General features: G+C 38.5%; 23 protein-coding genes. 18 read left to right on the top strand and 5 right to left on the bottom strand.

The window, feature by feature from the left end; genetic code table 11:
• From G6W43_RS02015 to G6W43_RS02005, 3 genes are all read left to right on the top strand, one after another.
• A partial coding sequence (locus G6W43_RS02015; protein WP_194169015.1) for a glycosyltransferase occupies positions 1-488 on the top strand: 488 nt, incomplete at its 5' end.
• On the top strand, positions 472-1740 hold the full coding sequence (locus G6W43_RS02010; RefSeq protein WP_103612123.1) for an O-antigen ligase family protein: 1269 nt from the start codon (positions 472-474) through the stop codon (positions 1738-1740). The genes G6W43_RS02015 and G6W43_RS02010, both read left to right, overlap by 17 nt.
• Before the next feature lie 3 nt (positions 1741-1743).
• Positions 1744-2850, top strand: a complete 1107-nt coding sequence (locus G6W43_RS02005) for a glycosyltransferase (RefSeq protein WP_103617708.1) — start codon at positions 1744-1746, stop codon at positions 2848-2850.
• Between the two features lie 44 nt (positions 2851-2894).
• Here G6W43_RS02005 and rpmA read toward each other — a convergent pair whose 3' ends face one another.
• The 3 genes from rpmA to G6W43_RS01990 all read right to left on the bottom strand — a co-directional run bounded on the left by rpmA (position 2895) and on the right by G6W43_RS01990 (position 4548).
• Positions 2895-3152, bottom strand: a complete 258-nt coding sequence (rpmA, locus tag G6W43_RS02000; RefSeq protein ID WP_002942569.1) for a 50S ribosomal protein L27 — start codon at positions 3150-3152, stop codon at positions 2895-2897.
• Positions 3153-3163: 11 nt separating this feature from the next.
• On the bottom strand, positions 3164-3478 hold the full coding sequence (gene rplU / locus G6W43_RS01995) for a 50S ribosomal protein L21 (RefSeq protein ID WP_002942523.1): 315 nt from the start codon (positions 3476-3478) through the stop codon (positions 3164-3166).
• A gap of 107 nt (positions 3479-3585) precedes the next feature.
• Complete coding sequence (locus G6W43_RS01990; RefSeq protein ID WP_103617709.1) at positions 3586-4548, bottom strand: hypothetical protein; 963 nt, start codon at positions 4546-4548, stop codon at positions 3586-3588.
• Positions 4549-4692: 144 nt separating this feature from the next.
• Here G6W43_RS01990 and flhB point away from each other — a divergent pair, with 144 nt between their 5' ends.
• On the top strand, positions 4693-5766 hold the full coding sequence (flhB, locus tag G6W43_RS01985; RefSeq protein WP_103612126.1) for a flagellar biosynthesis protein FlhB: 1074 nt from the start codon (positions 4693-4695) through the stop codon (positions 5764-5766).
• 44 nt (positions 5767-5810) lie between these two features.
• Here flhB and G6W43_RS01980 read toward each other — a convergent pair whose 3' ends face one another.
• A complete protein-coding gene (locus tag G6W43_RS01980) occupies positions 5811-7478 on the bottom strand; it encodes an anaerobic C4-dicarboxylate transporter (RefSeq protein ID WP_103645655.1) in 1668 nt (555 codons plus the stop codon).
• A 333-nt stretch (positions 7479-7811) separates the two neighbouring features.
• Here G6W43_RS01980 and G6W43_RS01975 point away from each other — a divergent pair, with 333 nt between their 5' ends.
• Positions 7812-8246, top strand: coding sequence for a DUF2809 domain-containing protein (locus G6W43_RS01975; protein ID WP_223232037.1), 435 nt, complete (start codon positions 7812-7814; stop codon positions 8244-8246).
• A gap of 87 nt (positions 8247-8333) precedes the next feature.
• Here the strand turns inward: G6W43_RS01975 and polA are convergent, their stop codons facing one another.
• A complete protein-coding gene (gene polA, locus G6W43_RS01970; RefSeq protein ID WP_194169014.1) occupies positions 8334-10970 on the bottom strand; it encodes a DNA polymerase I in 2637 nt (878 codons plus the stop codon).
• A 175-nt stretch (positions 10971-11145) separates the two neighbouring features.
• Between polA and obgE the strand changes: the two genes are divergently transcribed.
• The 13 genes from obgE to atpD all read left to right on the top strand — a co-directional run bounded on the left by obgE (position 11146) and on the right by atpD (position 22013).
• Positions 11146-12204, top strand: coding sequence for a GTPase ObgE (gene obgE, locus G6W43_RS01965; RefSeq protein ID WP_103596185.1), 1059 nt, complete (start codon positions 11146-11148; stop codon positions 12202-12204).
• A gap of 46 nt (positions 12205-12250) precedes the next feature.
• Positions 12251-12586, top strand: a complete 336-nt coding sequence (locus tag G6W43_RS01960; protein WP_103632510.1) for an EF-hand domain-containing protein — start codon at positions 12251-12253, stop codon at positions 12584-12586.
• Positions 12587-12602: 16 nt separating this feature from the next.
• Positions 12603-13508 carry a methionyl-tRNA formyltransferase gene (gene fmt / locus G6W43_RS01955; RefSeq protein WP_103645657.1) on the top strand — a complete coding sequence of 302 codons (906 nt, stop codon included), beginning with the start codon at positions 12603-12605 and terminating at the stop codon, positions 13506-13508.
• A 16-nt stretch (positions 13509-13524) separates the two neighbouring features.
• Positions 13525-14313 carry a bifunctional hydroxymethylpyrimidine kinase/phosphomethylpyrimidine kinase gene (gene thiD / locus G6W43_RS01950; protein WP_103632512.1) on the top strand — a complete coding sequence of 263 codons (789 nt, stop codon included), beginning with the start codon at positions 13525-13527 and terminating at the stop codon, positions 14311-14313.
• Position 14314: 1 nt separating this feature from the next.
• The gene (locus tag G6W43_RS01945) at positions 14315-14950 is read left to right on the top strand and encodes a biotin--[acetyl-CoA-carboxylase] ligase (protein ID WP_103645658.1); all 636 of its coding nucleotides are present in this window, start codon (positions 14315-14317) and stop codon (positions 14948-14950) included.
• A complete protein-coding gene (locus G6W43_RS01940) occupies positions 14947-15729 on the top strand; it encodes a ParA family protein (RefSeq protein ID WP_002939402.1) in 783 nt (260 codons plus the stop codon). The genes G6W43_RS01945 and G6W43_RS01940 overlap by 4 nt, the downstream gene beginning before the upstream one ends.
• A 15-nt stretch (positions 15730-15744) precedes the next feature.
• Positions 15745-16605: a ParB/RepB/Spo0J family partition protein gene (locus G6W43_RS01935; protein ID WP_194169013.1), complete on the top strand. Its 861-nt coding sequence runs from the start codon at positions 15745-15747 to the stop codon at positions 16603-16605.
• 95 nt (positions 16606-16700) lie between these two features.
• Positions 16701-17123 (top strand): FoF1 ATP synthase subunit B', encoded by a 423-nt coding sequence (locus G6W43_RS01930; protein WP_194169012.1) that lies wholly within the window; start codon positions 16701-16703, stop codon positions 17121-17123.
• Between the two features lie 9 nt (positions 17124-17132).
• Positions 17133-17645 (top strand): F0F1 ATP synthase subunit B, encoded by a 513-nt coding sequence (locus G6W43_RS01925; RefSeq protein ID WP_012001332.1) that lies wholly within the window; start codon positions 17133-17135, stop codon positions 17643-17645.
• Positions 17645-18175 carry a F0F1 ATP synthase subunit delta gene (locus G6W43_RS01920; protein WP_149711935.1) on the top strand — a complete coding sequence of 177 codons (531 nt, stop codon included), beginning with the start codon at positions 17645-17647 and terminating at the stop codon, positions 18173-18175. Before G6W43_RS01925 ends, G6W43_RS01920 begins: the two co-directional genes overlap by 1 nt.
• Before the next feature lie 14 nt (positions 18176-18189).
• Complete coding sequence (gene atpA / locus G6W43_RS01915; RefSeq protein ID WP_009294343.1) at positions 18190-19707, top strand: F0F1 ATP synthase subunit alpha; 1518 nt, start codon at positions 18190-18192, stop codon at positions 19705-19707.
• Between the two features lie 9 nt (positions 19708-19716).
• Positions 19717-20604 (top strand): ATP synthase F1 subunit gamma, encoded by an 888-nt coding sequence (atpG, locus tag G6W43_RS01910; RefSeq protein WP_002939426.1) that lies wholly within the window; start codon positions 19717-19719, stop codon positions 20602-20604.
• 11 nt (positions 20605-20615) lie between these two features.
• Entirely contained in the window at positions 20616-22013 is a 1398-nt protein-coding gene (atpD, locus tag G6W43_RS01905) for a F0F1 ATP synthase subunit beta (RefSeq protein WP_002939420.1), read from the top strand.
• Positions 22014-22022: the final 9 nt, after the last annotated feature.

Genomic DNA, 22022 nt, shown 5'->3' with positions numbered 1-22022 from the left:
ATTTACCTGAGTACAATTTTAAAATAATAGGTGAAATAATTAAAAGAAAAGATAATTATGAATACTATAAAAGTCTTGTTAAAAAGATAAAAGAATACAATCTAAACAATATAGAATTTCTTGACAATATCTCACCAGATAAAGTTCACGCAGCATATAATGACTTTGATTTTACAATCATCCCTTTAAATGACAAAGAGTCGTTTTGCATGGTTGGCATAGAGGCCATGAGCTGTGAGAGTTTTGTTATAGCAAGAGCCAGTGAAGGTAGTAAAGAATACATGGTGGATAATGAAAACTGCAAACTTTTTGATTTTGATAATTTTGCTAAAAAGGTAAAAGAATATATATTAAACTTAAAATATCCAGAAAGACACAGGATAATCTCAAATGCTAGAAAAATGTGTGAGGAAAATTTTTCTTGGGATAAGATCGCCGAGGATATACAAAAATTTTATAAAGAGGTGTTGAATGACACTTCAAAATAAATCAAATTTGATAACATTTTTAAAAAGTTCAATTCTACTTTTGTTATCTCTTTTTTTGATAGGTCAATATAACGAACACATAACTGCTATTAAAAATTTAGCCATATATTTAGCTCTATTTTTAACATTGATCCTTTTTGCAGTCGATACTAAAAATGTTGTACAAAATATAAAGAACAATGAAAAGAACAATAAAGCTATTTTGTTGCTATTTTTGCTTTTAAATTTATATGTTTTTGGCATATCATTTTTTCCTTATGATGCTACGCAAAATACAGCACTTTCAGCGCTTAATGAATTTAAAAGAGCGTTTATATTTATTTTTATCGTTCTTCTTTGGCATGATGGTAGCTATAAAAACTCAAAATGGTTATTTTTTGCTATGGTTGCAGCACTCAGTATAGATAATATACATTTTTTTGTAAAAGGGATAGAAGATGGCACTCTTTTAAATTTAAAAAATGAAAAAGACCAATGGACGCAACCTATAGATAGATTTTATGCAGGCTTTTTTGATAGTTTATTTATTTTTTCTTTAGTCTCAATATTTTTTATCAAAAATAAATTTTATAAATTTTTTATCATAGTTTTTAACATTATTGTTAGTTTAATTTTTATTTTGCTTACAGGAGCTAGGGGCTCATGGCTTGCACTTGCTCTAAGTTTGATGGTTATGTTGGCTCTAACTTTTAAAAATGAAAAAATTAATCTTATAAATAAAAAATCCATGATATTTTGTCTATTTTTACTTGCCGCCTCTGCTTGCGTCTATCATAACTCTACGCTTTTGCAGTTAAAAGTTGCGCAAGGATTTTATACTTCTGGTAGAGGAGATATTTTAACAAAGAGGTTGCCGCTTCTTTTTAACTCTGATAGAGCTTATATAGGTATAGGCTTTGGTGGTAAACAATATACTAAATTTTTAAATGACAAAAATATTAATAATGATGACCTTGGCCCAACTGGTATAGGCACTGACGGTACTAAAAAGCCATTCCATGACGAGCCAGTATTTATTGGTCAGTATTATCATTACGGTGTAGTAGGTACTGCTTTTTTTGTTGCGCTTGTTTTTTATATGCTTTTTGTTTCTTTTAAAAGGTATTTGTCAAACAACAAATTTTATATAGCAATATTTGGAAGCATACTTTGCACTTATATATTTAGGGGATTATTTGAAACTATGTACTTTACTCATCTTTATGTAATGCTTGGTCTTTTTATAGTGTTTTTGTGCAAAAATAAGGAGTGATTTATGAAACTGTTTTACATATATCCAGAACAAATTCCGCAAGGTAATGCAAGAGAGATAGCAATACTAAATACATTTTTTGAGCTTAGTAATATGTGTGATGCTAAGCTGGTCTTACCGCAGTCTCCTTTAAATTTAAATGAGGTAAATGAGAAATTCGCTTTAAAGCTAAAAGCTAATGACATATTGTTTGTAAGAAAAAAGATTCTATTTTTAAAAAGTAATAAAATTTTTAATTTTTTTCTAAAAAAGATAATAAATAACTACTCAAATAAAGACGCAATATTTTATACGAGACATTTAAAGATAGCTAAATTTTTACTAGAAAATAAAATGCCCGATCAAAAGGTTGTATTTGAAGCGCATGAGTGTTTTACTTTGGGTAACAAAGCACTTTATGATATGGAAAAAGAGATACTACAAAATACTGATTTTGTATTTTCGCACAATAGCAGTACGCTAAACGAGCTTAGAAAATTTTTTGGCTTACAAATAGTAAATTCAGCAGTTGTTTATAATGGTTGTAAGCAAGATTATGATTTTAAGAAGAAAGATTTTGATTTTTCAAGTATAAACTATTATGGCTCATTCTTGTTATGGAAAGGCCTTGATTTGATGCTAGATTTTGCCTTAAAAACTAGTATAAAACTAGAACTTTATGGCAAAAATAGCGGAAATAGTTTTATGACTTTAAAAAACACTCTTAAAGAAAGAGAGATTGAAAATTTGGTATGTTTTAAAGGATTGCTGCCTCAAAATGAAGTTGTAAAAAGTCTTATTGAAAACAATACTATTTTGATAATACCTAGTGTAAAAAGTGATTATTCGCTTTATAGCACTCCATTAAAGCTTTTTGAATATATGGCAAATTCAAATGTTGTCTTAGCTCCAAATTTCCCACCAGTTGCTGAAATAGTAAAAGATTGCGAAAACGGTTTTTTATATGAAGCGGGTGATGAAAAAAGTTTAGAAGAGAAATTTAACTATATAAAGACTTTAAACAATGAAGAGCTAAATAAAATTTCAAAAAATGCCTATGAAAGTATGAGTAAAAATACTTGGCAAAATAGAGCTATAAAAATAATCAAAGAATTAGAAAAGATAAATTAAATTTTAAGTGGATTTAAAAAGAGAAGGGGCGAATGCCCCTGGGGTTATGCAGCTGGATAAACAGATACTTTTTTTCTGTTTTTATCAAGTCTTTCAAATTTTACAAAGCCATCGACTAATGCAAAAATAGTGTGATCTTTGCCAAGACCTACGTTGTTTCCAGCGTGAGTTGCTGTTCCTCTTTGGCGGATGATTATATTTCCAGCACGAACGAACTCGCCACCAAATTTCTTAACACCTAATCGGCGTCCGATACTATCACGGTTATTTTGGGTTGAACCTTGACCTTTTTTGTGTGCCATATCTTATCTCCTTAAGCTGCGATACTTACGACTTTTACACGTGTAAATTGTCTTCTAAAGCCGCGTTTTAGTTTTGAGTCTTTACGTCTGCGTTTTTTGTAGATAACTACTTTTTTGTCTTTGCCTTCATTAACGACCTCAAGAACAACTTTTGCACCCTTAACAAATGGCGCACCTACCTTTACTTCGCCGTCGTTTACAGCTAAAACTTCTGTAATCTCAACGGTTGATTTAGCTTCAGCACTAAAGTGATCTAGCTTAAGGAACTCGCCCTCGCTAACACGATATTGCTTACCGCCATGCTTAAATATAGCGTATTTTGACATACTCTACCTTTCTAAAATTTGGTAAGACCAAAAAGCACTTTTTTGCAAAAGATTTATGGAGCTTTGTTGGTTGTAAGGTGTGAATATTAGCCAAAAGTTTATAAATTCTACTTTAATGCCCCTGATCTTATGATCTCATCAGCTAAATTTCTTATCATAGATGTGTGATCTAAGAAAAATGTTTTGTCACTTGGCAAATGTGGCTGATATATCAGCGTCTTGGCTACTGGTGCGCTTAAGATCACATTTATCAGCTCAAGCTCAGGTGGAAAAGTAAAATAAAGTTTTGGCTTGGGAATTTCATTTTGAAAGAGCCTCTTTGCGTAAAATTTACTGAAATTTTCGTTCTTTGGTAGTTTTATCTCTTTAAAGAGTTCAAGCGGTAAAAAGTAGCGCGCCAAAGCGTGAAGTCCGTGCGCGAAAATGTAGAGGCGTTTTTCAAATTTGGGCGCATCTGTCCTGCCAAAAGTGGAGCAAAATTTCTGCAAATGCTCGCTCATGGCAGCCGTATCTTTTTCATGCAAGGCAAGCACAAATTTAACCGCCTCTCTTTCGTTTGCCGGCTTTTTAGACTCTGCAAAAGCGCGTGCTTTTTCTAGGGCAGGGGCAAGTAAATTTTCATCTTGCCAAAGTATCGCTGTGAGCAGATCGTGCATGACGCATAGAAATTTATAGCCGTTTTTGCTAGGTGGCAGACCTTTTGGAAAGATGCTTGCCATGCTATCTGTGTCGCCATAAGCGATAGCAAAAAATGCCGGTATGAGCTTCTCGCATTGATCGTATCCACCGCTACATCCTGGGAGTAAATTTAGCTTAGCGTATTGAAAAATGAGATCATTTAGTGCCTCGGCGTCGCCATCAGCTAGGCACTTTTCAAGGCAAAAGTCGTAGCGTCTAGCTCTTGAAAAAGAGAGTAATCGTATGAGCTCACATAAAAAGTCGTATTCGTTTAAATTTTTCTCTTTTATTTCAGCGTAAATGCTTGCATACTCGTCTAAAAGTAGCTCTTCATCGCTTTTTGGTGGTTTTTTGGCTTTGAAAATGTTAAATAAGCTTTCTAAAAATGACATTTTGCATACTCCTTATTTTTGCTAATTTTAGCCAAAAACGCCTAAAATGGCTTAGTTTTTTGAATTGCAAAATTTAAATTTAGCGGATAGTTTAACCGCATTTTGGCTATAATCGCCCCAAATTTAAGCAACCCTAGGACAAAAATGGCAGGCGAAGATCAGGAAAAAACCGAAGAAGCGACCCCCAAAAAGATAGAAGATGCCAAAAAGGACGGCAACGTCCCCAAAAGTCAAGACCTATCAGGCTTTGTGACCCTAGTTATTGCTATTGGCGTGCTGCTTGCGATGCTAAATTTTATGAAAGATCAGGTCATCTCGCTTTACATTTACTACTCTAAATTTATCGGTCAGCCACTGACTTTGCCAACGGTAAAAATGATCGTTGTAAATACATTTGGCAGGGCTCTTTTGATGATCCTGCCAGTTTGCATCTGCGTCGCGGTTGCTGGCATAATCGCAAATGTAATGCAGTTTGGTTTTATATTTACCACAAAGCCAATAACGCCAAATTTTGGCAAGATAAATCCACTAAAAGGGCTAAAAAACCTCTTTTCAATGAAAAAGGCGATCGAGAGCGTCAAGATCGTCGTTAAGGTAAGCATCGTCTTTGGAGTTGGATTTTACTTTTTCTTGCAGTTTATAAAAGAGCTTCCGCACACGCTATTTTTCTCTATGTTTGACCAGCTTGCGTGGCTAAAAGAGAAGCTCATCATCTTAGTTAGCGTCATGCTTTTTATACTTTTTGTGATCGGCCTTGCTGACCTGCTTATCGTGCGTTTTCAGTATTTTAAGGACCTTCGCATGAGCAAGCAAGAGATCAAGGACGAGTATAAGCAGATGGAGGGTGATCCGCAGGTAAAAGGTAGGATACGCCAAGCGCAAATGCGTGCTGCCAAGCGCCGTATGATGCAAAATATCCCACAAGCTGACGTCGTCATAACAAACCCAACTCACTACGCCGTGGCGATCAGATACGACAAAAGCCGCGACGAGGCACCGATAATACTTGCTAAAGGGGTTGATTTCTTAGCGCTTCAGATAAAAAAGGTAGCGGTTGAAAACGGAGTGCAAATTTATGAAAATCCACCTCTTGCAAGGGAGCTTTATAGAGTTTGTGAGGTCGATGATACGATACCAGCGCACCTTTTTAGGGCTGTGGCTGAAGTGCTAAGCTTTGTTTATATGAGTAATAAGCAGAAATTTAAAGATAAGCTTTGATGAAGAAATTTCTTGCCACCAAAAGGTAGCAAGAAATTTATCTATTATAGATAGCCAAAAGCTGTAGCGAAGATATAGCCAAATATACAAGAGACTAAAACGCCGATAAGTCCTGGCAAGATGAAGCTGTGGTTGATAACAAATTTACCAATGTGTGTCGTGCCGCTTCTGTCAAACTGAATAGCCGCAAGGTCGCTTGGGTATGTTGGTAGGATGTAGTATCCATAGCAAGCTGGCGCAAAGGCTAGGATTACAGCAGGGTTAACGTCGATGTTTAGTGCTAATGGCACGAACGCAACCAAAGCTGCAGCTTGAGAGTTAACAAATTTAGAGATGATAAGTAGCATAACCGCATAGGTCCAAGGATGCTCTTTTACGATGCCACCTAGTGCTTCTTTCATCATCGGAGTATGCACTGCAAACATTGTCTCAGCCATCCAAGAGATACCAAATACCGCAACAAGAGCGATCATACCTGATCTAAATATCTCGTTTTTACCGATCTTGCTAGCATCTGTTGGAGTAAATATCAAGATGATGGCACCTGTTAAAAGCATGAAAATTTGGATAACATGAACCATGCTTAGGCTCTTTGAAGAGGCTAGTTTGTTGCTTATGTTAATATAAGCGCCTTGAAATTCCTCTTTTGCGCCTTTTTCATTTATATATGTTACTGCACCATCAGCTGTGCGAGTAAGAGTTTGATTTGCATCTTTGCCGATGATTTTGACTGATTGAGCTTTTTGATTTGAGTTTAGCTTGTCGTTTGAAACTTTTAGCTCAGCAGCTTCAGTTTGGATGCTGGCGTCTTTTATTTTTAAGGTTTTTAAGACTTTTTGCTCAGTTGGAAGGTTTGCTACTATTTGAACGACTGTTGCGTCTTTATAGGTAGGCCAGCTTGGGCGAAGATCTTTAAAGTATCCAAGAAGTGCGACTACAAGGATAGAGCCTAAAAATATCCACATTGCAGCCCATTGGTGCATAGGAAGTTTTTTGCCTAGAAGTGTTGCGCTGTCGCCATAAACGTATTTTTTAAACTCAGGGTCTTGAAGCTTTGCTTGAAAGACTTCATCTTTATCAAGGTCTTTGCCTCTAAACCAACTAAAAATTCCTATAGCCAGAACGCCACAAAATGTTGATGGGATAGTGATCTTTAAAAGGTCCAAGTATCCATCAAAGCCAGCTAAGTGAGTTTTAGCATTGATAAGAAAGCTAGTAAGGGTTACAACAGCGACTGAAACTGGGCTAGCGATGATACCCATTTGTGAAGCGATAGAGCTTGCAGCCATTGGACGCTCTGGGCGGATGCCGTTTTTGATAGCGATATCATAAACGATAGGAAGCACGGTATAAACAACGTGTCCAGTTCCGCATAAAATAGTAAGCGTACATGTTACAAATGGAGCTAAGATACTTACATATTTTGGATTTTTTCTAAGTATGGTTTCTGCTATTTGAAGCATAACGTCAAGACCGCCACTAGCTTGAAGTGTAGCACTTGCCACAACGACAGCAAGGATGGTTAGCATAACATCGATGGCAGGCTTACCAGGTTCGATGTTAAATCCAAAAACGAGAACTACAAGACCGATACCGCCCAGCATACCAAGCGCTATACCGCCTTTTTTAGCTCCGTAGAACAAACAGATAAGGACGATGAGAAGCTGGATAGCAAACTGCATGCCTTCACTCAAATTCATGAGAAAATCCATGAAACCTCCTAAGTTAAATGTAAATTTAATGTTGATTATATCTCTTATGAATTGAGATTAAACTTATATTTTAAGATTAATTTGACAAAAGCGAGAGTTTTGCACTAGATAAAAGCTTGTGTTAGGTGGTTTTGGTCTAAATTTCTGCATCATTACCACTCTTTTAAAATTTATAAATTTTACTTTGTATAAACTATAAAATCTAAATTTTTCATGCTTTGTTTTTAAAAATTATTAATAAAAAAATTTAAGTTTTATTTTATATAATCCTAAAATCTGAGAAGCATTTTTTATCTGTGTTAAAATCTGCGATATAAATTTAAAAGGATAAATTTGAAAGAAGATGCTAAAGAAGCTATAAATTTGCCTGTAAAAAAAGATGAGTTTAGCCAAAAAAGAAGAGTAGGTTGGGCGGTGACTGGCGTTATTATTTTGGTGATAGAAATTTACATTGCTATCTTTATAAAAGGCGGTTTTATAAGACACTATATCGGCGATGTGCTAGCTACTGCGATGCTTTATGCGTTTGGGCGAGCTATATTTAGGGTAGCTCCTATAAATTTAGCCATTTTTGTCTTTGCCATTTCACTTTTTATAGAAGCTTTGCAATACCTCAAAATTCTTGAAATTTTAGCTGTCAAAAGCTCAATATTGCGGATAATTTTTGGTGGGACATTTGACTGGGCGGACATTATTTGTTATTTAGCTGGCTGCATTTTGGCTTATATGTTTGAAAATTTATCTATGCAAAAAAGCAAAACGCACTAAAATTTACCTTTTAAATATGCCGTTTAAATTACAAGGTAAAAATAGGCTAGCTCATTTAAATTTAGATAGGCCAGCCTAAAATTTACTCTACTTCAACTCACCCCAGTTTTTGGCGATATTTAGCGATGTTTTAAGTGGCACATTTAACGTGTAAATTTCCTCCATCGTCTTTTGTGTCGCTCTGCCAAATTCCTGCGCAAATTCGTCTTTTACTTCAAAGATCAGCTCGTCATGTATCTGAAGCAACATTTTTGCGTTCTCATCTAAATTTGCTCTAACTTTTACCATCGCCATCTTAACTAGATCTGCTGCTGAGCCTTGAAAGACCGTATTTACCGCTTCGCGCTCAAACATGGCTATTTGCATAGGTGTGGCACTTTTAAAGTCAAAGTAGCGCTTTCTGCCAAGTAGCGTCTGCACAAAGCCATCGTTTTTGGCTGAAATTTTTATGCTCTCTAAAAACTCTTTGATCGTCGCAAATGCCTTAAAATAGCGCTCTATATACTCTTTTGCCTCGGCTCTTGTGATATTTACTTGATTTGCCAGCTTGCTTGAGCCCATGCCGTAAATCAGGCCAAAATTTATACTCTTTGCCACGGCTCTATTTTGCCCGTCGCTGCTACCAAATATGCTAATAGCCGTCCTTGCGTGGATATCCTCATCATTTTTAAACGCTTCAAGCAGCGCAGGATCACGGCTAAAGTGAGCTAGCAGTCTAAGCTCGATCTGGCTGTAGTCAAGCCCCACAAAGCTATACCCCTCGCGCGCCTCAAAGCACTCTCTGACATCCTTTGCGAGGCTGCCGCGTGCTGGGATATTTTGTAAATTTGGATTTTTACTTGAAAGCCTGCCAGTGCTCGTGCCAGTTTGCAAAAAGCTCGTATAAATTCGCGAGCCCTCATCCTTTTTCGCAAGTGCTAAAAGTGGCTCGCAGTAGGTGCTTTGCAGTTTATATAGCTCGCGGTAAGCTAAAATTTTCTCTATCACTGGATGAGCGTCCGTAAGCTCAGCTAGCACGCTCTCATCGGTGCTATATCCTGTTTTTGTCTTCTTTTTGGTTGGGAGTTTTAGGTGTTCAAAAAGTATGACGCCAAGCTGTTTTACGGAGTTTATGTTGAAATTTTCGCCACTTAGCTCGTAAATTTCACTTGTTAGTGCCTTTAGTTTGGTGTCGTTTTCAAGGATGAGCTTTTGCATCTTAGCTTCATTTATCTTGATGCCGTTTTGCTCCATGTCAAAGAGCGTGAGGATGAAAGGAAACTCGTGCGTATCGGCAAGGGCTAGTAAATTTTTATCAAGCGTGTTTAAAAAAGTTTTATAAAATTTAAGCGTTATCCAAGCATCCTCGCTCGCGTATTTAGCAGCATTTTCTAGCGGCACATCGCCAAAAGTCTGCCCCTTTTTGACCACATCTTCAAATTTGATCGTGTCGTAGTCATAAAGTCTCTTTGCCAGCGCGTCCATGCCCACACTTGAGTTTGGATCGCTAAGCCACGCAAGTATCATCGTGTCTTTAAAATTTGCTGGTGGGTTGAGCCCAAGGTTGTTTTTCACGATCTCAAAGTCATATTTTAAATTTTGTCCGATCACGCAGCCTTTATAAATTTGCCCTACCGCCCAAGTGGCAAATTTTAGGTCGATTTGTTTTGGCGCGCCTAGGTAGTTGTGAGCCACTGGCACGTAGTAGGCGTCCTCGTCGTTAAAGCAAAAGCTAAAACCAACGATCTTTGCGCTCTTGCTATCAACGCCCGTGGTTTCGGTGTCAAAGGCGACGATGGTCTCTGGTGTGACGCTAGAGAGCAGTTTTTCGATGCTTGCCTCATCAAGTAGTAAATTTGCTCTAAAGCCAAGCTTAAATTCAGCATTTTCTTCTTTTTGCAAGCTCTTAAGAAGCCTGTTTAGATCGTATTCTTTTAAAATTTCTGAGATATTTATCAAAGGATTTTGCTCTGGAAATTTAGACTGCTCAAGATCAAGTGAAGTGATCGCGTCATCAAAGAGCGTGGCTAGTTTTTTGCTCAAAAACGCCTCGTCTCTTGCGGCTGCTAGCATATTTTTGGTGCGCTCGTTTCTAAGAAGGGCTAAATTTTCATAAATTCCCTCTAAGCTACCATACTCGGCTAAAAGCTTCTTAGCTCCCACTGCGCCGATACCTTTGACGCCTGGTATGTTGTCTGAGCTGTCGCCAGCGATGGCTAGAAAGTCTCTCACCTGAGCTGGATAGACGCCATACTTTTCAAAGCAGCTAGCGCTATCGTGGTCGATCTTGCTTTGTGGGCTGTAGATGCTCACTTTGCCGTCTTCTATGAGTTGATAAAGGTCCTTATCGTGCGTGACTATTCGCACAAATATATCTTTATCTTTGCAAATTTTAACCGCACTTGCGATGATATCATCGGCCTCGTAGCCCTCGCGGCTAAGGCTGTAAAGTCCCATTTTTTCTATCATATCTATACAAACTGGCAGCTGCTCTTTTAGCTGAGCTGGCGGCTCGCTCCTGTTTGCCTTGTATTCGCCTAAAATTTCATGGCGCAGGGTCTTGCCCTTGCTATCAAGTGCGAAGATGAGGTAGTCGCTTTGGTACTCATCTTTTAGGCTAGCTATGAAATTTGCAAAGCCACTTATCATACCACTTGGTTTGCCATCTCTGTTTTTAAGCCCGCTCATAGCGTAGTAAAGCCTAAAAAAGAAGCCAAAAGTATCAATAATCGTAAGTGTTTTCATTCTCTATCCTTTTGTGCCATTTTATGAAATTTAGGCAAAAATTTGGCTGATTTTATAAATTTATGATGTGGCAAGAAAAAAATAACATTTTGAATACAAAACAAATTTTAATCATTTAAGAGATATAATCTCGCCTAAAATTCAAACTAAATAATAGATAAATTTAAGGTAAAAAATGTTTATAGATAGCGTGAAATTAACCCTAAGCTCAGGGCATGGCGGAGCTGGTGCAGTAAGCTTTCGCCGCGAAAAGCACGTCATTTTAGGCGGTCCAGACGGCGGAGACGGCGGTGACGGCGGAGATGTCTATTTTGTCTGCGACAACAACACCCACACACTAGCAAACTACAAGGGTAAAAAGGCGATGAGAGCAAGCGACGGCGAGGCTGGCATGGGCAAAAGAATGACTGGCAAAAAGGGCGAGAGCCTAGAGCTCATCGTGCCACCAGGAACGGCAGTCTATGACGCGCAGACAAACGAGCTGCTTTGCGACATGGTAGAAGAGGGGCAAAGGACGCTATTTTTAAAAGGCGGCAAGGGCGGACTAGGAAATTTTCACTTTAAAAACTCTATCAACCAAGCTCCAGAATACGCTCAAAAGGGTATGCCAGAAGAGAGCGTAGAGGTCAGGCTCGAGCTAAAGCTAATAGCTGACGTGGGTCTTGTTGGCTTTCCAAATGTGGGCAAATCAACCCTCATCTCAGCCGTCTCAAACGCCAAACCACAGATCGCAAACTACGAATTTACCACGCTTACGCCAAAGCTCGGACTTGTTGAAGTCGATGAGTTTAGCGGCTTTGTCATGGCTGACATCCCTGGCATCATCGAGGGAGCTAGCGATGGACGCGGCCTTGGCGTGCAGTTTCTAAAGCACATCGAGAGAAATAAAATTTTGCTTTTTATGATAGATAGTGCGAACTACAGAAGCATGAGCGAGCAGTTTAGCGTGCTAAAAGAGGAGGTCGCTAAATTTTCAAGTGTGCTTGCTAGCAGGGACTATGCGATCGCTATCACCAGAGTCGATGCGGCTGAAAATTTAGATGAAAATATAAAAGAATTTATGAAAAGCATAAATTTAGAGCCAAAACAAGTTGGTAAATTTGTCTATAAGCAAGACCTATACAGCTTTGACGCGAAAAAACCATACTTTGTTTTGCCAATCTCATCAGCGACAAACGAGAACATCGACGAACTTAAATTTGCACTGCTTGAGCTGCTAAAAAAGGAGCTTTGAGTTGCGAATTTTTAGTGCTTTGAACAGAGATTTTTAAGAGTATAAAATGAAGAAAATTTTTTACATTATGCTATTTTGTCTTGGTGCATATAGCTGTGATCCAGCGGATCCAATATATATGCTTTTGGATTTTAATGACATAGATCGCGATGGCATGCTAAATTTAGATGAGTGGGTGGCGTGCAAGGCGCCACCTGAACTAAAAATAGCGCCAGATCTATGCACTAGTGAGGAATTTAAAAGGCTGGATCTTGATCGTAGTGGCAAAGTTAGCGTTAATGAGCTAAGAAATTTAGTATTGCAAAAGATTAGCTGGCAGAAAGATCCATGCGCCTCTTGGCCGCCAAGCAGCAAAAACGCAGATCAAAATAAAAGTCGTTGAAATTTAAAGGAAAGTGATGAATGTAGTTTTTATGGGGACGCCTGATTATGCCGTTAGGATACTTAGGCACCTAAAAGAAGCTGGCTTTAATATAAAAGCGGTCTTTACCCAGCCTGATAAGCCAGTTGGCAGAAAGCAAATTTTAACCCCAAGCGAGGTCAAAATTTACGCGCAAAATGAGCTAGTAGGCGTGCCAGTCTTTACACCAAATACGCTAAAAGATGAGGCGGTGGTTGCCGAGTTAAAGGCATTTGAGCCTAAATTTATCGTAGTGGCAGCTTATGGCAAAATTTTGCCTGGGAGTGTGCTTGACGTGGCGACTTGTATAAATTTACATGCTTCGATCTTGCCAAAATATAGAGGCGCAAGCCCCATTCAAAGCGCGATCCTAGCAGGCGAGAAGCAAACTGGCGTCACAGCTATGCTGATGGACGCTGGCCTTGACACTGGCGATATGCTAGACTTCATCTACACGCCTTGCGAAAACAAGATGTCAAGCGAGCTTTTTAGCGAGCTAGGCGAGCTTGGCGGTGAGCTAATCGTAAAAGTGCTTAAAAATTTTGAAAATTTAAAGCCACAAAAACAAGACGACGAGCAGGCCACGCACTGCAAAAAGATAAGCAAGAGCGACGGACTTTTTAGCTTTGATGAAGAGGCGGGGCAAATTTATAATAAATTTCGCGCGCTCACACCTTGGCCAGGGCTTTATTTGGCAAGTGGGCTAAAAATTTTATCGCTTGAGCTAAGCGACAAAAGTGGCAAAAGTGGAGAAATTTTAAGCGTAGAAAAGGACCACGTCGTGGTTGCTTGCAAAGGTGGGGCGGTTAAAATTTACGAGCTTCAAGAGCCAAGCAAAAAGCCAACAAACGCAAAAGCATATATAAATGGTAAGCGCCTTAGCGTTGGCGATGAATTAAAATAAATTTAAAGGAGCGGTTATGAAAAATGCGCTAAGTATAGCAGGGGTTGATCCAAGTGGCGGAGCTGGAGTTTTAGCTGATATAAAGGTCTTTATAGCACACGGCGTATATGCGATGGGAGCGATCACTGCGATCACTGCTCAAAATACAAAGGGCATCTTTGGCATGCAGCTAGTCGATACTAAGCTCATCGAGGATCAGATAAAAGCGATATTTGATGATATAAGAGTTGATGTGATAAAAATAGGCGTTGTCCCAAGCGTTGAGATCATCAAAAGCGTCGCAAAAACGCTAAGAGAGATGAAAAATTTACCACCAGTCGTGCTTGATCCTGTCATGAGCTGTAAAAATGGCGACATCTGGCTAGAGGGCACTGCAAAAGACGCGATCGTGGAGGAGCTTTTCCCACTTGCGAGCGTGATCACGCCAAATATCTTTGAAGCGCGCGAAATTTTAAAGCGTGAGCTAAAGGGCGAGAGCGAGCTAAAAGAGGCTTGCAAGGATCTTTTGAAATTTGGCACAAAGAGCGTTTATCTAAAGTGTGGCGAGATAGAAGGCAAGTCGCTTGATATATTTTATGATGGCAAAGAGTATGAAATTTTTAGCGACGAGCGCATAAAAACGACCGCGACACACGGCTCAGGCTGCTCACTATCAAGTGCGATCGCTTCAAATTTAGCAAATGGGCTTAGTCTAAAAGAGAGCGTGAAAAATGCGCATGATTATATCTTTAACGCTATCAAAAACGCGGTCATCATCGGCGGCGGACAAAATCCAGTAAATCACTTCTATAAATTTAAGGTGTGATTTGAAAGTAGAGTTTTTTCAAAGTCTGCCTTCGACGCAGGAATTTTTGATAGACGCCCTAAAAAACGGCGAGATAAAGCCACCGCACATGATCGTGGCACACAATCAAACTAAAGGGATCGGCAGCCGTGGCAACAGCTGGGAGGGGCTTGGCGGAAATTTGTTTATGTCATTTTGCATAGGCGAAGATGAGCTGCCAAGCGACATACCTCCGCCCTCGATCTCGATATATTTTTCTATGCTGATGCGTGAAGTCTTGAGCGAACTTGGCTCAAAGTGCTGGCTAAAATGGCCAAATGATTTTTACGTGGACGAGCGTAAAATAGGCGGCACTTTGACAAATAAAGTGGATGAAATTTACATTTGCGGCATGGGGATAAATTTGGCTAGTGCGCCCGAAAACGCGGGCATTTTGGATATCAGAACTAGCGTAGACGAGCTAGTTTGGGGCTTTGTTAGCATGCTCGATAAAAAGATTTTATGGAAGCCAATTTTTAGCAAATTTAGGATAGACTTTTGCAAGTCAAAAAGTTTTATTACGCATATTGCAAATAGAGCTGTTTCGCTTCAGGATGCTGAAATTTGCGAGGATGGAGCGATATTATTAAATGGGGAAAAGGTATATTCGTTAAGATGAGCGAGATAATAACAATAGCTAACCAAAAAGGCGGCGTTGGCAAGACCACAACGGCCGTAAATTTAGCCGCATCACTGGCGGTTGCTGAGAAAAAAGTATTATTAATAGACATCGATCCACAGGCAAACGCGACGACCGGACTTGGTTTTAGCAGAAGCGACTACGAGTTTAACATCTATCACGTCTTAACAGATAGGAAAAAGCTCTCACAAATAGTGCTAAAAACTGAGATCCCAACGCTTTTTCTAGCTCCGTCAAACATTGGACTTGTCGGCATCGAGCAAGAATTTAACGATCAAAGCAAAGACTATAAACTAATCCTTAAAAACAAAATTTCAGAAGTTGTAGATGACTATGATTTTATCATCATCGATAGTCCTCCGGCACTCGGCAGTATCACGATAAATGCTCTTAGTGCAAGCGATAGTGTGATCATCCCGATCCAGTGCGAATTTTACGCACTTGAGGGCTTGGCACAGATCCTAAACACAGTTAAGATAATCAAAAAAACGATAAATCCAAAGCTAAATATAAAGGGCTTTTTACCGACTATGTTTAGCTCGCAAAATAATCTCTCAAAAGAGACTATTGCAAATTTAAAGCAGCATTTTGAAAATAAGCTCTTTAAAAGCAAGGACGGCAAAGAGGAATTTGTAGTCGTCCCAAGAAATGTAAAACTTGCTGAAAGCCCAAGTTTTGGCAAGCCGGTGATACTTTATGATATAAAATCACCAGGCTCGATCGCATATCAAAATTTGGCATATTGTATTTTAAACTAAAAAATAAGGAAAAAAATGGCGAAAAAAGGTGGATTAGGGCGCGGACTTAGCGCGATACTTGAAGATGTAGAGCAGGCCTACAGCAAAGAGATCGCAAATTTAAACGACTCTGAGATAGTCGAAGAGATAAATATAGATGAAATTTTACCAAACCCTTACCAGCCAAGGACGCATTTTGACGAAGAGGCTTTAAAAGAGCTAAGTGCCAGCATCAAAAGGCATGGTCTCATACAACCAATAATCGTCATCAAAAAAGATGACGGCTATATGCTAATAGCTGGTGAGCGTAGATACCGTGCTACAAAAATGCTTGGAGCAAGCAAGATAAAGGCAATCATCGCTGATATCAAGTCTCAAAATTTAAGAGAGCTTGCGCTTATCGAAAACATACAACGTGAAAATTTAAATCCAATCGAACTTGCAAAGTCATATAAAGAGCTCATAAATGAGTATAAGATCACGCAAGATGGCCTAGCAAACATCATCCATAAGAGTAGAACTCAGATAACAAATACAATGAGGCTCTTGCTACTTAGCGACTACACGCAAAGACTTTTGCAAGAAGACAAGCTCACGCAAGGTCATGCTAAAGTCATCGTAGGACTTAGCAGCGAAGAAGAAAAAATGGTTGTTGATACGATTATCGGACAAAAACTAAGTGTTAGAGATACAGAAATCTTAGTAAAAAAGATAAAAAATAAAGAAGAAGTAAAAGAGCCAAAGCCTCAAATTTCAGAGGAAATGAGCAAAAAGTTATCAAATTTACAAGAAATTTTTAAAAATTTAAAGATAAAAACAAAAGTAAAATCTAAAAATTTAATATTAGAATTTAGTGACATTTCACAGGTAGAAGAAATTATCGCTAAGCTAAAATAGAATTACAAATTTATTTTTATTTTTAGTATTTTATTGTAAAATCAGACTTTGATTTGAATATTAAATAAAACTTAATAACAAAATAAGGAGAGTGGATGTTAGAAATAGATGTGCCATTGATGCTTTTAACGGCTATCGTTCTCTTTGTCTTGATCGCCATTTTAAATCCTTTGCTATACAAGCCAATGCTTAAATTTATAGATGACAGAAATGCCTCTATAAAAAATGACGAAGAGAGCACTAGCAAAAATGCAAGCGACTTAAGCGTTCATGAAAAAGAGATCGAAGAGATCATACAAAATGCAAGATATGAGGCTAACAAAATAAGACAAGAAGCCTTAAATTTGGCAAAAGAAGAGTCTTTAAAAGAGATAAATGCGGTAAAAAGTAGTTTAGAGGCTGATTATAATGAGTTTTTAAACGCTTTAAGCTCTCAAAAAGATAGCCTAAAGGCAGATCTATTAGCTAAACTACCTGAGCTTAGAGCAGCTTTAAATGCTAAGCTCTCTAAAATTTAAAGGAAATTTATGAAGATAAAAATTTTATTTTTTCTAGCACTTCCATTTCTAGCATACGCTAGCGAGCATGGTGGAACAAACTACGACATAGTCGAGAGAACGCTAAACTTCTTGCTTTTCTTTGCTATTTTGGTCTATTTTGCTGCTAAGCCACTAAAAGCTCTTTATCAAAGCAGGATCGACAGGATCGCAAATAAGCTTGAGAGTATCCAAGAGAAACTTCGTGAGTCAAAAGCTAAAAAAGATGACGTTTTAAAGCGTGTAGAAGAGGCTAAGCAAAATGCAAATGCTCTAATCGAAACTGCGAAAAAAGAGGCTGTAAATTTAGCTGCTAAAGTTAAAAAAGAGGCTCAAAACGATATCGCAAATATCGAAAAAGGCTACAAAGAGCAAAAAGAATTTGAAGAGCGCAAGATGACAAAAGGCGTTGTAAATGAAATTTTGAGCGACATTTTCTCAAGCGATAGCCTAAAAGTCGATCAAAAAGAGCTTGTAAATATCATACTTAAAAAGGTTAGCTAATGAATGAAGTAGTAGCTAAAAAATACGTAAAAGCGATCTTAAGCGACGTAAAGTCCAATGAACTTAATGCATTTGTTGAAAATTTATCAGAGCTAGCTGCTGCTTTTGCTATCGATAAATTTAAAAGCATTATAAGTTTGCCGACATTAAAGGCTTCACAAAAGGTTGAATTTGTACTATCTTTGGTTAAAAATCAAGATGTTAAATTTGCAAATTTTATAAAGCTTCTTGGTGCAAACAAAAGGCTAGAGCTTATACCTGCGATACTAGATGAGATGAAGATAGAACAATCTTTGCTTGAAAATACATATTGTGGCGAGGTTGTCGGAAATTTTGATCTAAGCGCTGAGCAGCTAAAAGCTTTGGAAGAGAATTTCTCTAAGAAATTTAACTCTAAGATTAAGCTTGATGGCTCAAAGAGCAATTACAACGGTGTAAAAGTTGAGTTAGACGATTTAGGTGTCGAGGTAAATTTCTCTATCGACAGACTAAAAAGTCAAATGAGTGAATATATATTAAAAGCAATTTAAAAAGGAGTGAAAGCGTGAGTGCAAAAATTAAAGCTGACGAAATTAGCACGATAATCAAAGAGCGTATTGAAAATTTTGATTTAAGTGTTGATGTAGAAGAGACCGGTAAAGTCATCTCAGTCGCTGATGGCGTTGCTAACGTTTATGGTTTGAAAAACGTTATGGCTGGTGAGATGGTAGAGTTTGAAAGCGGCGAAAAGGGTATGGCTCTTAACCTTGAAGAGAGCAGTGTTGGTATAGTTATCCTTGGAAAAACTAGCGGTATCACAGAAGGAAGCTCTGTAAAAAGACTTAAAAAACTTCTACGTGTGCCAGTTGGCGACGCATTGATCGGCCGTGTTGTAAATTCACTCGGTGAGCCAATCGATGCAAAAGGACCAATCGAAGCTACTGAATCTCGCTTCGTCGAAGAAAAAGCAAAAGGTATCATGGCAAGAAAAAGCGTTCATGAGCCACTTCAAACAGGTATCAAAGCTATCGACGCACTTGTGCCAATCGGTAGAGGTCAAAGAGAGCTTATCATCGGCGACCGCCAAACTGGTAAAACAACAGTTGCTATCGATACTATCATCAACCAAAAAGGTCAAGATGTCATTTGTATCTATGTAGCTATCGGTCAAAAACAATCAACCGTTGCTCAAGTCGTTAAAAAACTTGAAGAGTATGGTGCTATGGACTACACGATAGTTGTAAATGCTGGTGCTAGTGACGCAGCTGCGCTTCAATACCTTGCCCCATACGCTGGCGTAACAATGGGTGAATACTTTAGAGATAACTCTCGCCACGCGCTAATCATCTATGATGACTTGTCAAAACACGCGGTTGCTTATCGTGAGATGTCTTTGATCTTAAGAAGACCACCAGGTCGTGAAGCTTACCCAGGTGACGTTTTCTACCTTCACTCAAGACTTCTAGAAAGAGCAAGTAAGCTAAATGACGCGCTAGGTGCGGGATCTTTAACAGCTCTGCCTATTATCGAGACACAAGCGGGCGACGTTTCAGCTTATATTCCAACAAACGTTATTTCTATTACAGATGGTCAAATTTTCCTTGAGAGTGACCTATTTAACTCAGGTATCCGCCCAGCGATTAACGTTGGTCTTTCTGTTTCTCGTGTCGGTGGTGCAGCTCAGATCAAAGCTATCAAACAAGTTTCTGGTACGTTAAGACTAGACCTTGCTCAGTACCGCGAACTACAAGCCTTTGCTCAGTTTGCAAGCGACCTTGACGAGAGCTCAAGAAAACAACTAGAGCGTGGTCAAAAGATGGTTGAAGTACTAAAACAACCTCCATATTCTCCGCTTCCAGTTGAGAATCAAGTAGTTATCATATTTGCTGGTGCTAAGGGATATTTAGATGATGTTGCAACTGCAAATGTAACAAAATTTGAAGCTGAGCTATATCCATATATAGAGGCAAAATACCCTGAAATTTTTGAGCAGATCAGAACTAAAAAAGTTCTTGATAAAGAAGTAGAAGAAATTTTACATAAAGCGTTGAAAGATTTTAAAGCGACTTTTGCCGCTAACTAGGGCTAAGATATGTCAAATTTAAAAGATATAAAACGAAAGATCAAGAGCGTCCAGAACACTCAAAAGACGACGCGTGCGATGAAGCTTGTCTCTACAGCAAAGCTTCGCAAAGCTGAAGAGGCTGCACGCTACTCTAGAGTTTATGCACTTAAGATCAATGAGGTTTTATCAGAGATAGCTTATAAGATCAATCAATACGCTTCAGTTATGACTGAGAGTAAATTTTTTAACACAACAAAGAGTGTAGAAAAGGTTGATATTATATTTGTTACCGCTGATAAAGGGCTTTGCGGTGGCTTTAATGTCCAGACTATAAAGACAGTTAGGCGCATGATCGATGAGCTAAAAGCCAAAAAGATCAAAGTTAGACTAAGAGCTGTTGGTAAAAAAGGTATAGAATTTTTCAATTTCCAAGGTGTTGAACTACTTGAGACTTACGTCGGAGCTAGCTCATCACCTACATATGAAAAAGCTCAAAAGATCATAAAAGATGCTATTGATGATTTTACAAACGGCATAACAGATAAGGTTGTGCTAATACACAATGGCTATAAAAATATGATTTCTCAAGAGATTAGAGTAAATGATATTGTGCCTATTGAGCCGTCTAAGATAGTTGCGGTTGAGACAAATTCTTTGATGGAATTTGAGCCAGAGGACAACTATACTAAGATTATGGATGAATTGCTCAATAAATATTTTGAGTATAGTATGTATTATGCTTTAGTTGACTCTTTGGCGGCTGAGCACAGCGCTAGAATGCAAGCTATGGATAATGCAACAAATAATGCTAAACAACGCGTCAAACAGTTAAATCTTGCTTATAACAAAGCAAGACAAGAGTCTATTACCACTGAGCTTATCGAGATCATCAGTGGTGTTGAATCAATGAAATAAAAGGAGTATGAATGAAGGGTGTTATTAGTCAAGTTATGGGCCCTGTGGTCGATGTTGACTTTAATGACTACTTGCCGAAGATCAATGAAGCTATTGAAGTTTTCTTTGAGGTTGAGGGCAAGAAACATAAACTAATATTAGAAGTCGCTGCTCACCTAGGTGATAATAGAGTTAGAACTATTGCTATGGATATGAGTGAGGGTCTGACTCGTGGCCTAGAGGCTAAAGCGCTTGGCGCACCTATAAGTGTCCCAGTTGGCGAAAAAGTTTTGGGTAGAATTTTTAACGTAGTTGGCGATTTGATCGACGAGGGCGAGGGTATAAATTTTGATAAGCACTGGTCTATCCACCGCGATCCTCCTCCATTTGAAGAGCAAAGCACGAAAAGTGAAATTTTTGAAACTGGTATCAAGGTAGTTGATCTTCTAGCTCCTTATGCAAAGGGTGGTAAAGTTGGTCTATTTGGTGGTGCTGGTGTTGGTAAAACAGTTATTATTATGGAGCTTATTCACAACGTTGCATTTAAACATAGTGGTTACTCTGTATTTGCAGGCGTTGGTGAGAGAACTCGTGAAGGAAACGACCTTTATCACGAAATGAAAGAAAGTAACGTTTTGGATAAAGTTGCCTTGTGCTATGGCCAAATGAACGAGCCACCAGGAGCAAGAAACCGTATCGCGCTAACTGGTCTTACAATGGCTGAGTACTTCCGTGATGAGATGGGACTTGACGTTTTGATGTTTATTGATAACATTTTCCGTTTTTCTCAATCAGGTGCAGAGATGTCAGCTCTACTTGGACGTATTCCGTCAGCTGTTGGTTATCAGCCAACTCTTGCAAGTGAGATGGGTAAATTCCAAGAGAGGATCACATCAACCAAAAAAGGTTCGATTACCTCTGTTCAAGCTGTTTATGTTCCAGCTGACGACCTTACAGACCCAGCTCCTGCAACTGTTTTTGCTCACCTTGATGCTACGACAGTTCTTAACAGATCGATCGCAGAAAAAGGTATCTATCCAGCTGTTGATCCACTTGATTCAACATCAAGAATGCTCGATCCTCAAATTTTAGGAGCAGATCACTATAAGGTGGCTCGCGGCGTTCAAGCTGTGCTTCAAAAATATAAAGACCTTCAAGATATCATCGCTATCCTTGGTATGGACGAGCTTAGCGAAGAAGATAAGCTAACAGTCGATAGAGCAAGAAAGATAGAAAGATTCTTGTCTCAGCCATTCTTCGTTGCTGAAGTATTTACAGGCAGCCCTGGTAAATATGTAAGTCTTGACGAAAATATCGCTGGCTTTAAGGGAATTTTAGAAGGTAAATATGATCATCTACCAGAAGCAGCATTTTATATGGTTGGAAATATAGATGAGGCTTTAGCTAAAGCTGAAAAACTTAAGGCTTAAATTTAAAAA

Source organism: Campylobacter concisus, from assembly GCF_015229965.1.
Classification (GTDB): Bacteria; Campylobacterota; Campylobacteria; order Campylobacterales; family Campylobacteraceae; genus Campylobacter_A; species Campylobacter_A concisus_BD.
The sequence above is the reverse complement of the archived record's forward strand: the minus strand, read 5'-3'. Positions and strand labels throughout refer to the sequence as shown.

What these genes read in the sequence shown, in the direction of transcription:
- atpG (WP_002939426.1), top strand. Translation starts at nt 19,717, where the DNA reads ATGTCAAATTTAAAAGATATAAAACGAAAGATCAAGAGCGTCCAGAAC.
- G6W43_RS01940 (WP_002939402.1), top strand. Translation starts at nt 14,947, where the DNA reads ATGAGCGAGATAATAACAATAGCTAACCAAAAAGGCGGCGTTGGCAAG.
- obgE (WP_103596185.1), top strand. Translation starts at nt 11,146, where the DNA reads ATGTTTATAGATAGCGTGAAATTAACCCTAAGCTCAGGGCATGGCGGA.
- G6W43_RS01990 (WP_103617709.1), bottom strand. Translation starts at nt 4,548, where the DNA reads ATGTCATTTTTAGAAAGCTTATTTAACATTTTCAAAGCCAAAAAACCA.
- fmt (WP_103645657.1), top strand. Translation starts at nt 12,603, where the DNA reads ATGAATGTAGTTTTTATGGGGACGCCTGATTATGCCGTTAGGATACTT.
- G6W43_RS01925 (WP_012001332.1), top strand. Translation starts at nt 17,133, where the DNA reads ATGAAGATAAAAATTTTATTTTTTCTAGCACTTCCATTTCTAGCATAC.
- G6W43_RS01980 (WP_103645655.1), bottom strand. Translation starts at nt 7,478, where the DNA reads ATGGATTTTCTCATGAATTTGAGTGAAGGCATGCAGTTTGCTATCCAG.
- rplU (WP_002942523.1), bottom strand. Translation starts at nt 3,478, where the DNA reads ATGTCAAAATACGCTATATTTAAGCATGGCGGTAAGCAATATCGTGTT.
- G6W43_RS01920 (WP_149711935.1), top strand. Translation starts at nt 17,645, where the DNA reads ATGAATGAAGTAGTAGCTAAAAAATACGTAAAAGCGATCTTAAGCGAC.
- G6W43_RS01935 (WP_194169013.1), top strand. Translation starts at nt 15,745, where the DNA reads ATGGCGAAAAAAGGTGGATTAGGGCGCGGACTTAGCGCGATACTTGAA.
- rpmA (WP_002942569.1), bottom strand. Translation starts at nt 3,152, where the DNA reads ATGGCACACAAAAAAGGTCAAGGTTCAACCCAAAATAACCGTGATAGT.
- G6W43_RS02010 (WP_103612123.1), top strand. Translation starts at nt 472, where the DNA reads ATGACACTTCAAAATAAATCAAATTTGATAACATTTTTAAAAAGTTCA.
- polA (WP_194169014.1), bottom strand. Translation starts at nt 10,970, where the DNA reads ATGAAAACACTTACGATTATTGATACTTTTGGCTTCTTTTTTAGGCTT.
- G6W43_RS01930 (WP_194169012.1), top strand. Translation starts at nt 16,701, where the DNA reads ATGTTAGAAATAGATGTGCCATTGATGCTTTTAACGGCTATCGTTCTC.
- thiD (WP_103632512.1), top strand. Translation starts at nt 13,525, where the DNA reads ATGAAAAATGCGCTAAGTATAGCAGGGGTTGATCCAAGTGGCGGAGCT.
- flhB (WP_103612126.1), top strand. Translation starts at nt 4,693, where the DNA reads ATGGCAGGCGAAGATCAGGAAAAAACCGAAGAAGCGACCCCCAAAAAG.
- G6W43_RS02005 (WP_103617708.1), top strand. Translation starts at nt 1,744, where the DNA reads ATGAAACTGTTTTACATATATCCAGAACAAATTCCGCAAGGTAATGCA.
- atpD (WP_002939420.1), top strand. Translation starts at nt 20,616, where the DNA reads ATGAAGGGTGTTATTAGTCAAGTTATGGGCCCTGTGGTCGATGTTGAC.
- G6W43_RS01960 (WP_103632510.1), top strand. Translation starts at nt 12,251, where the DNA reads ATGAAGAAAATTTTTTACATTATGCTATTTTGTCTTGGTGCATATAGC.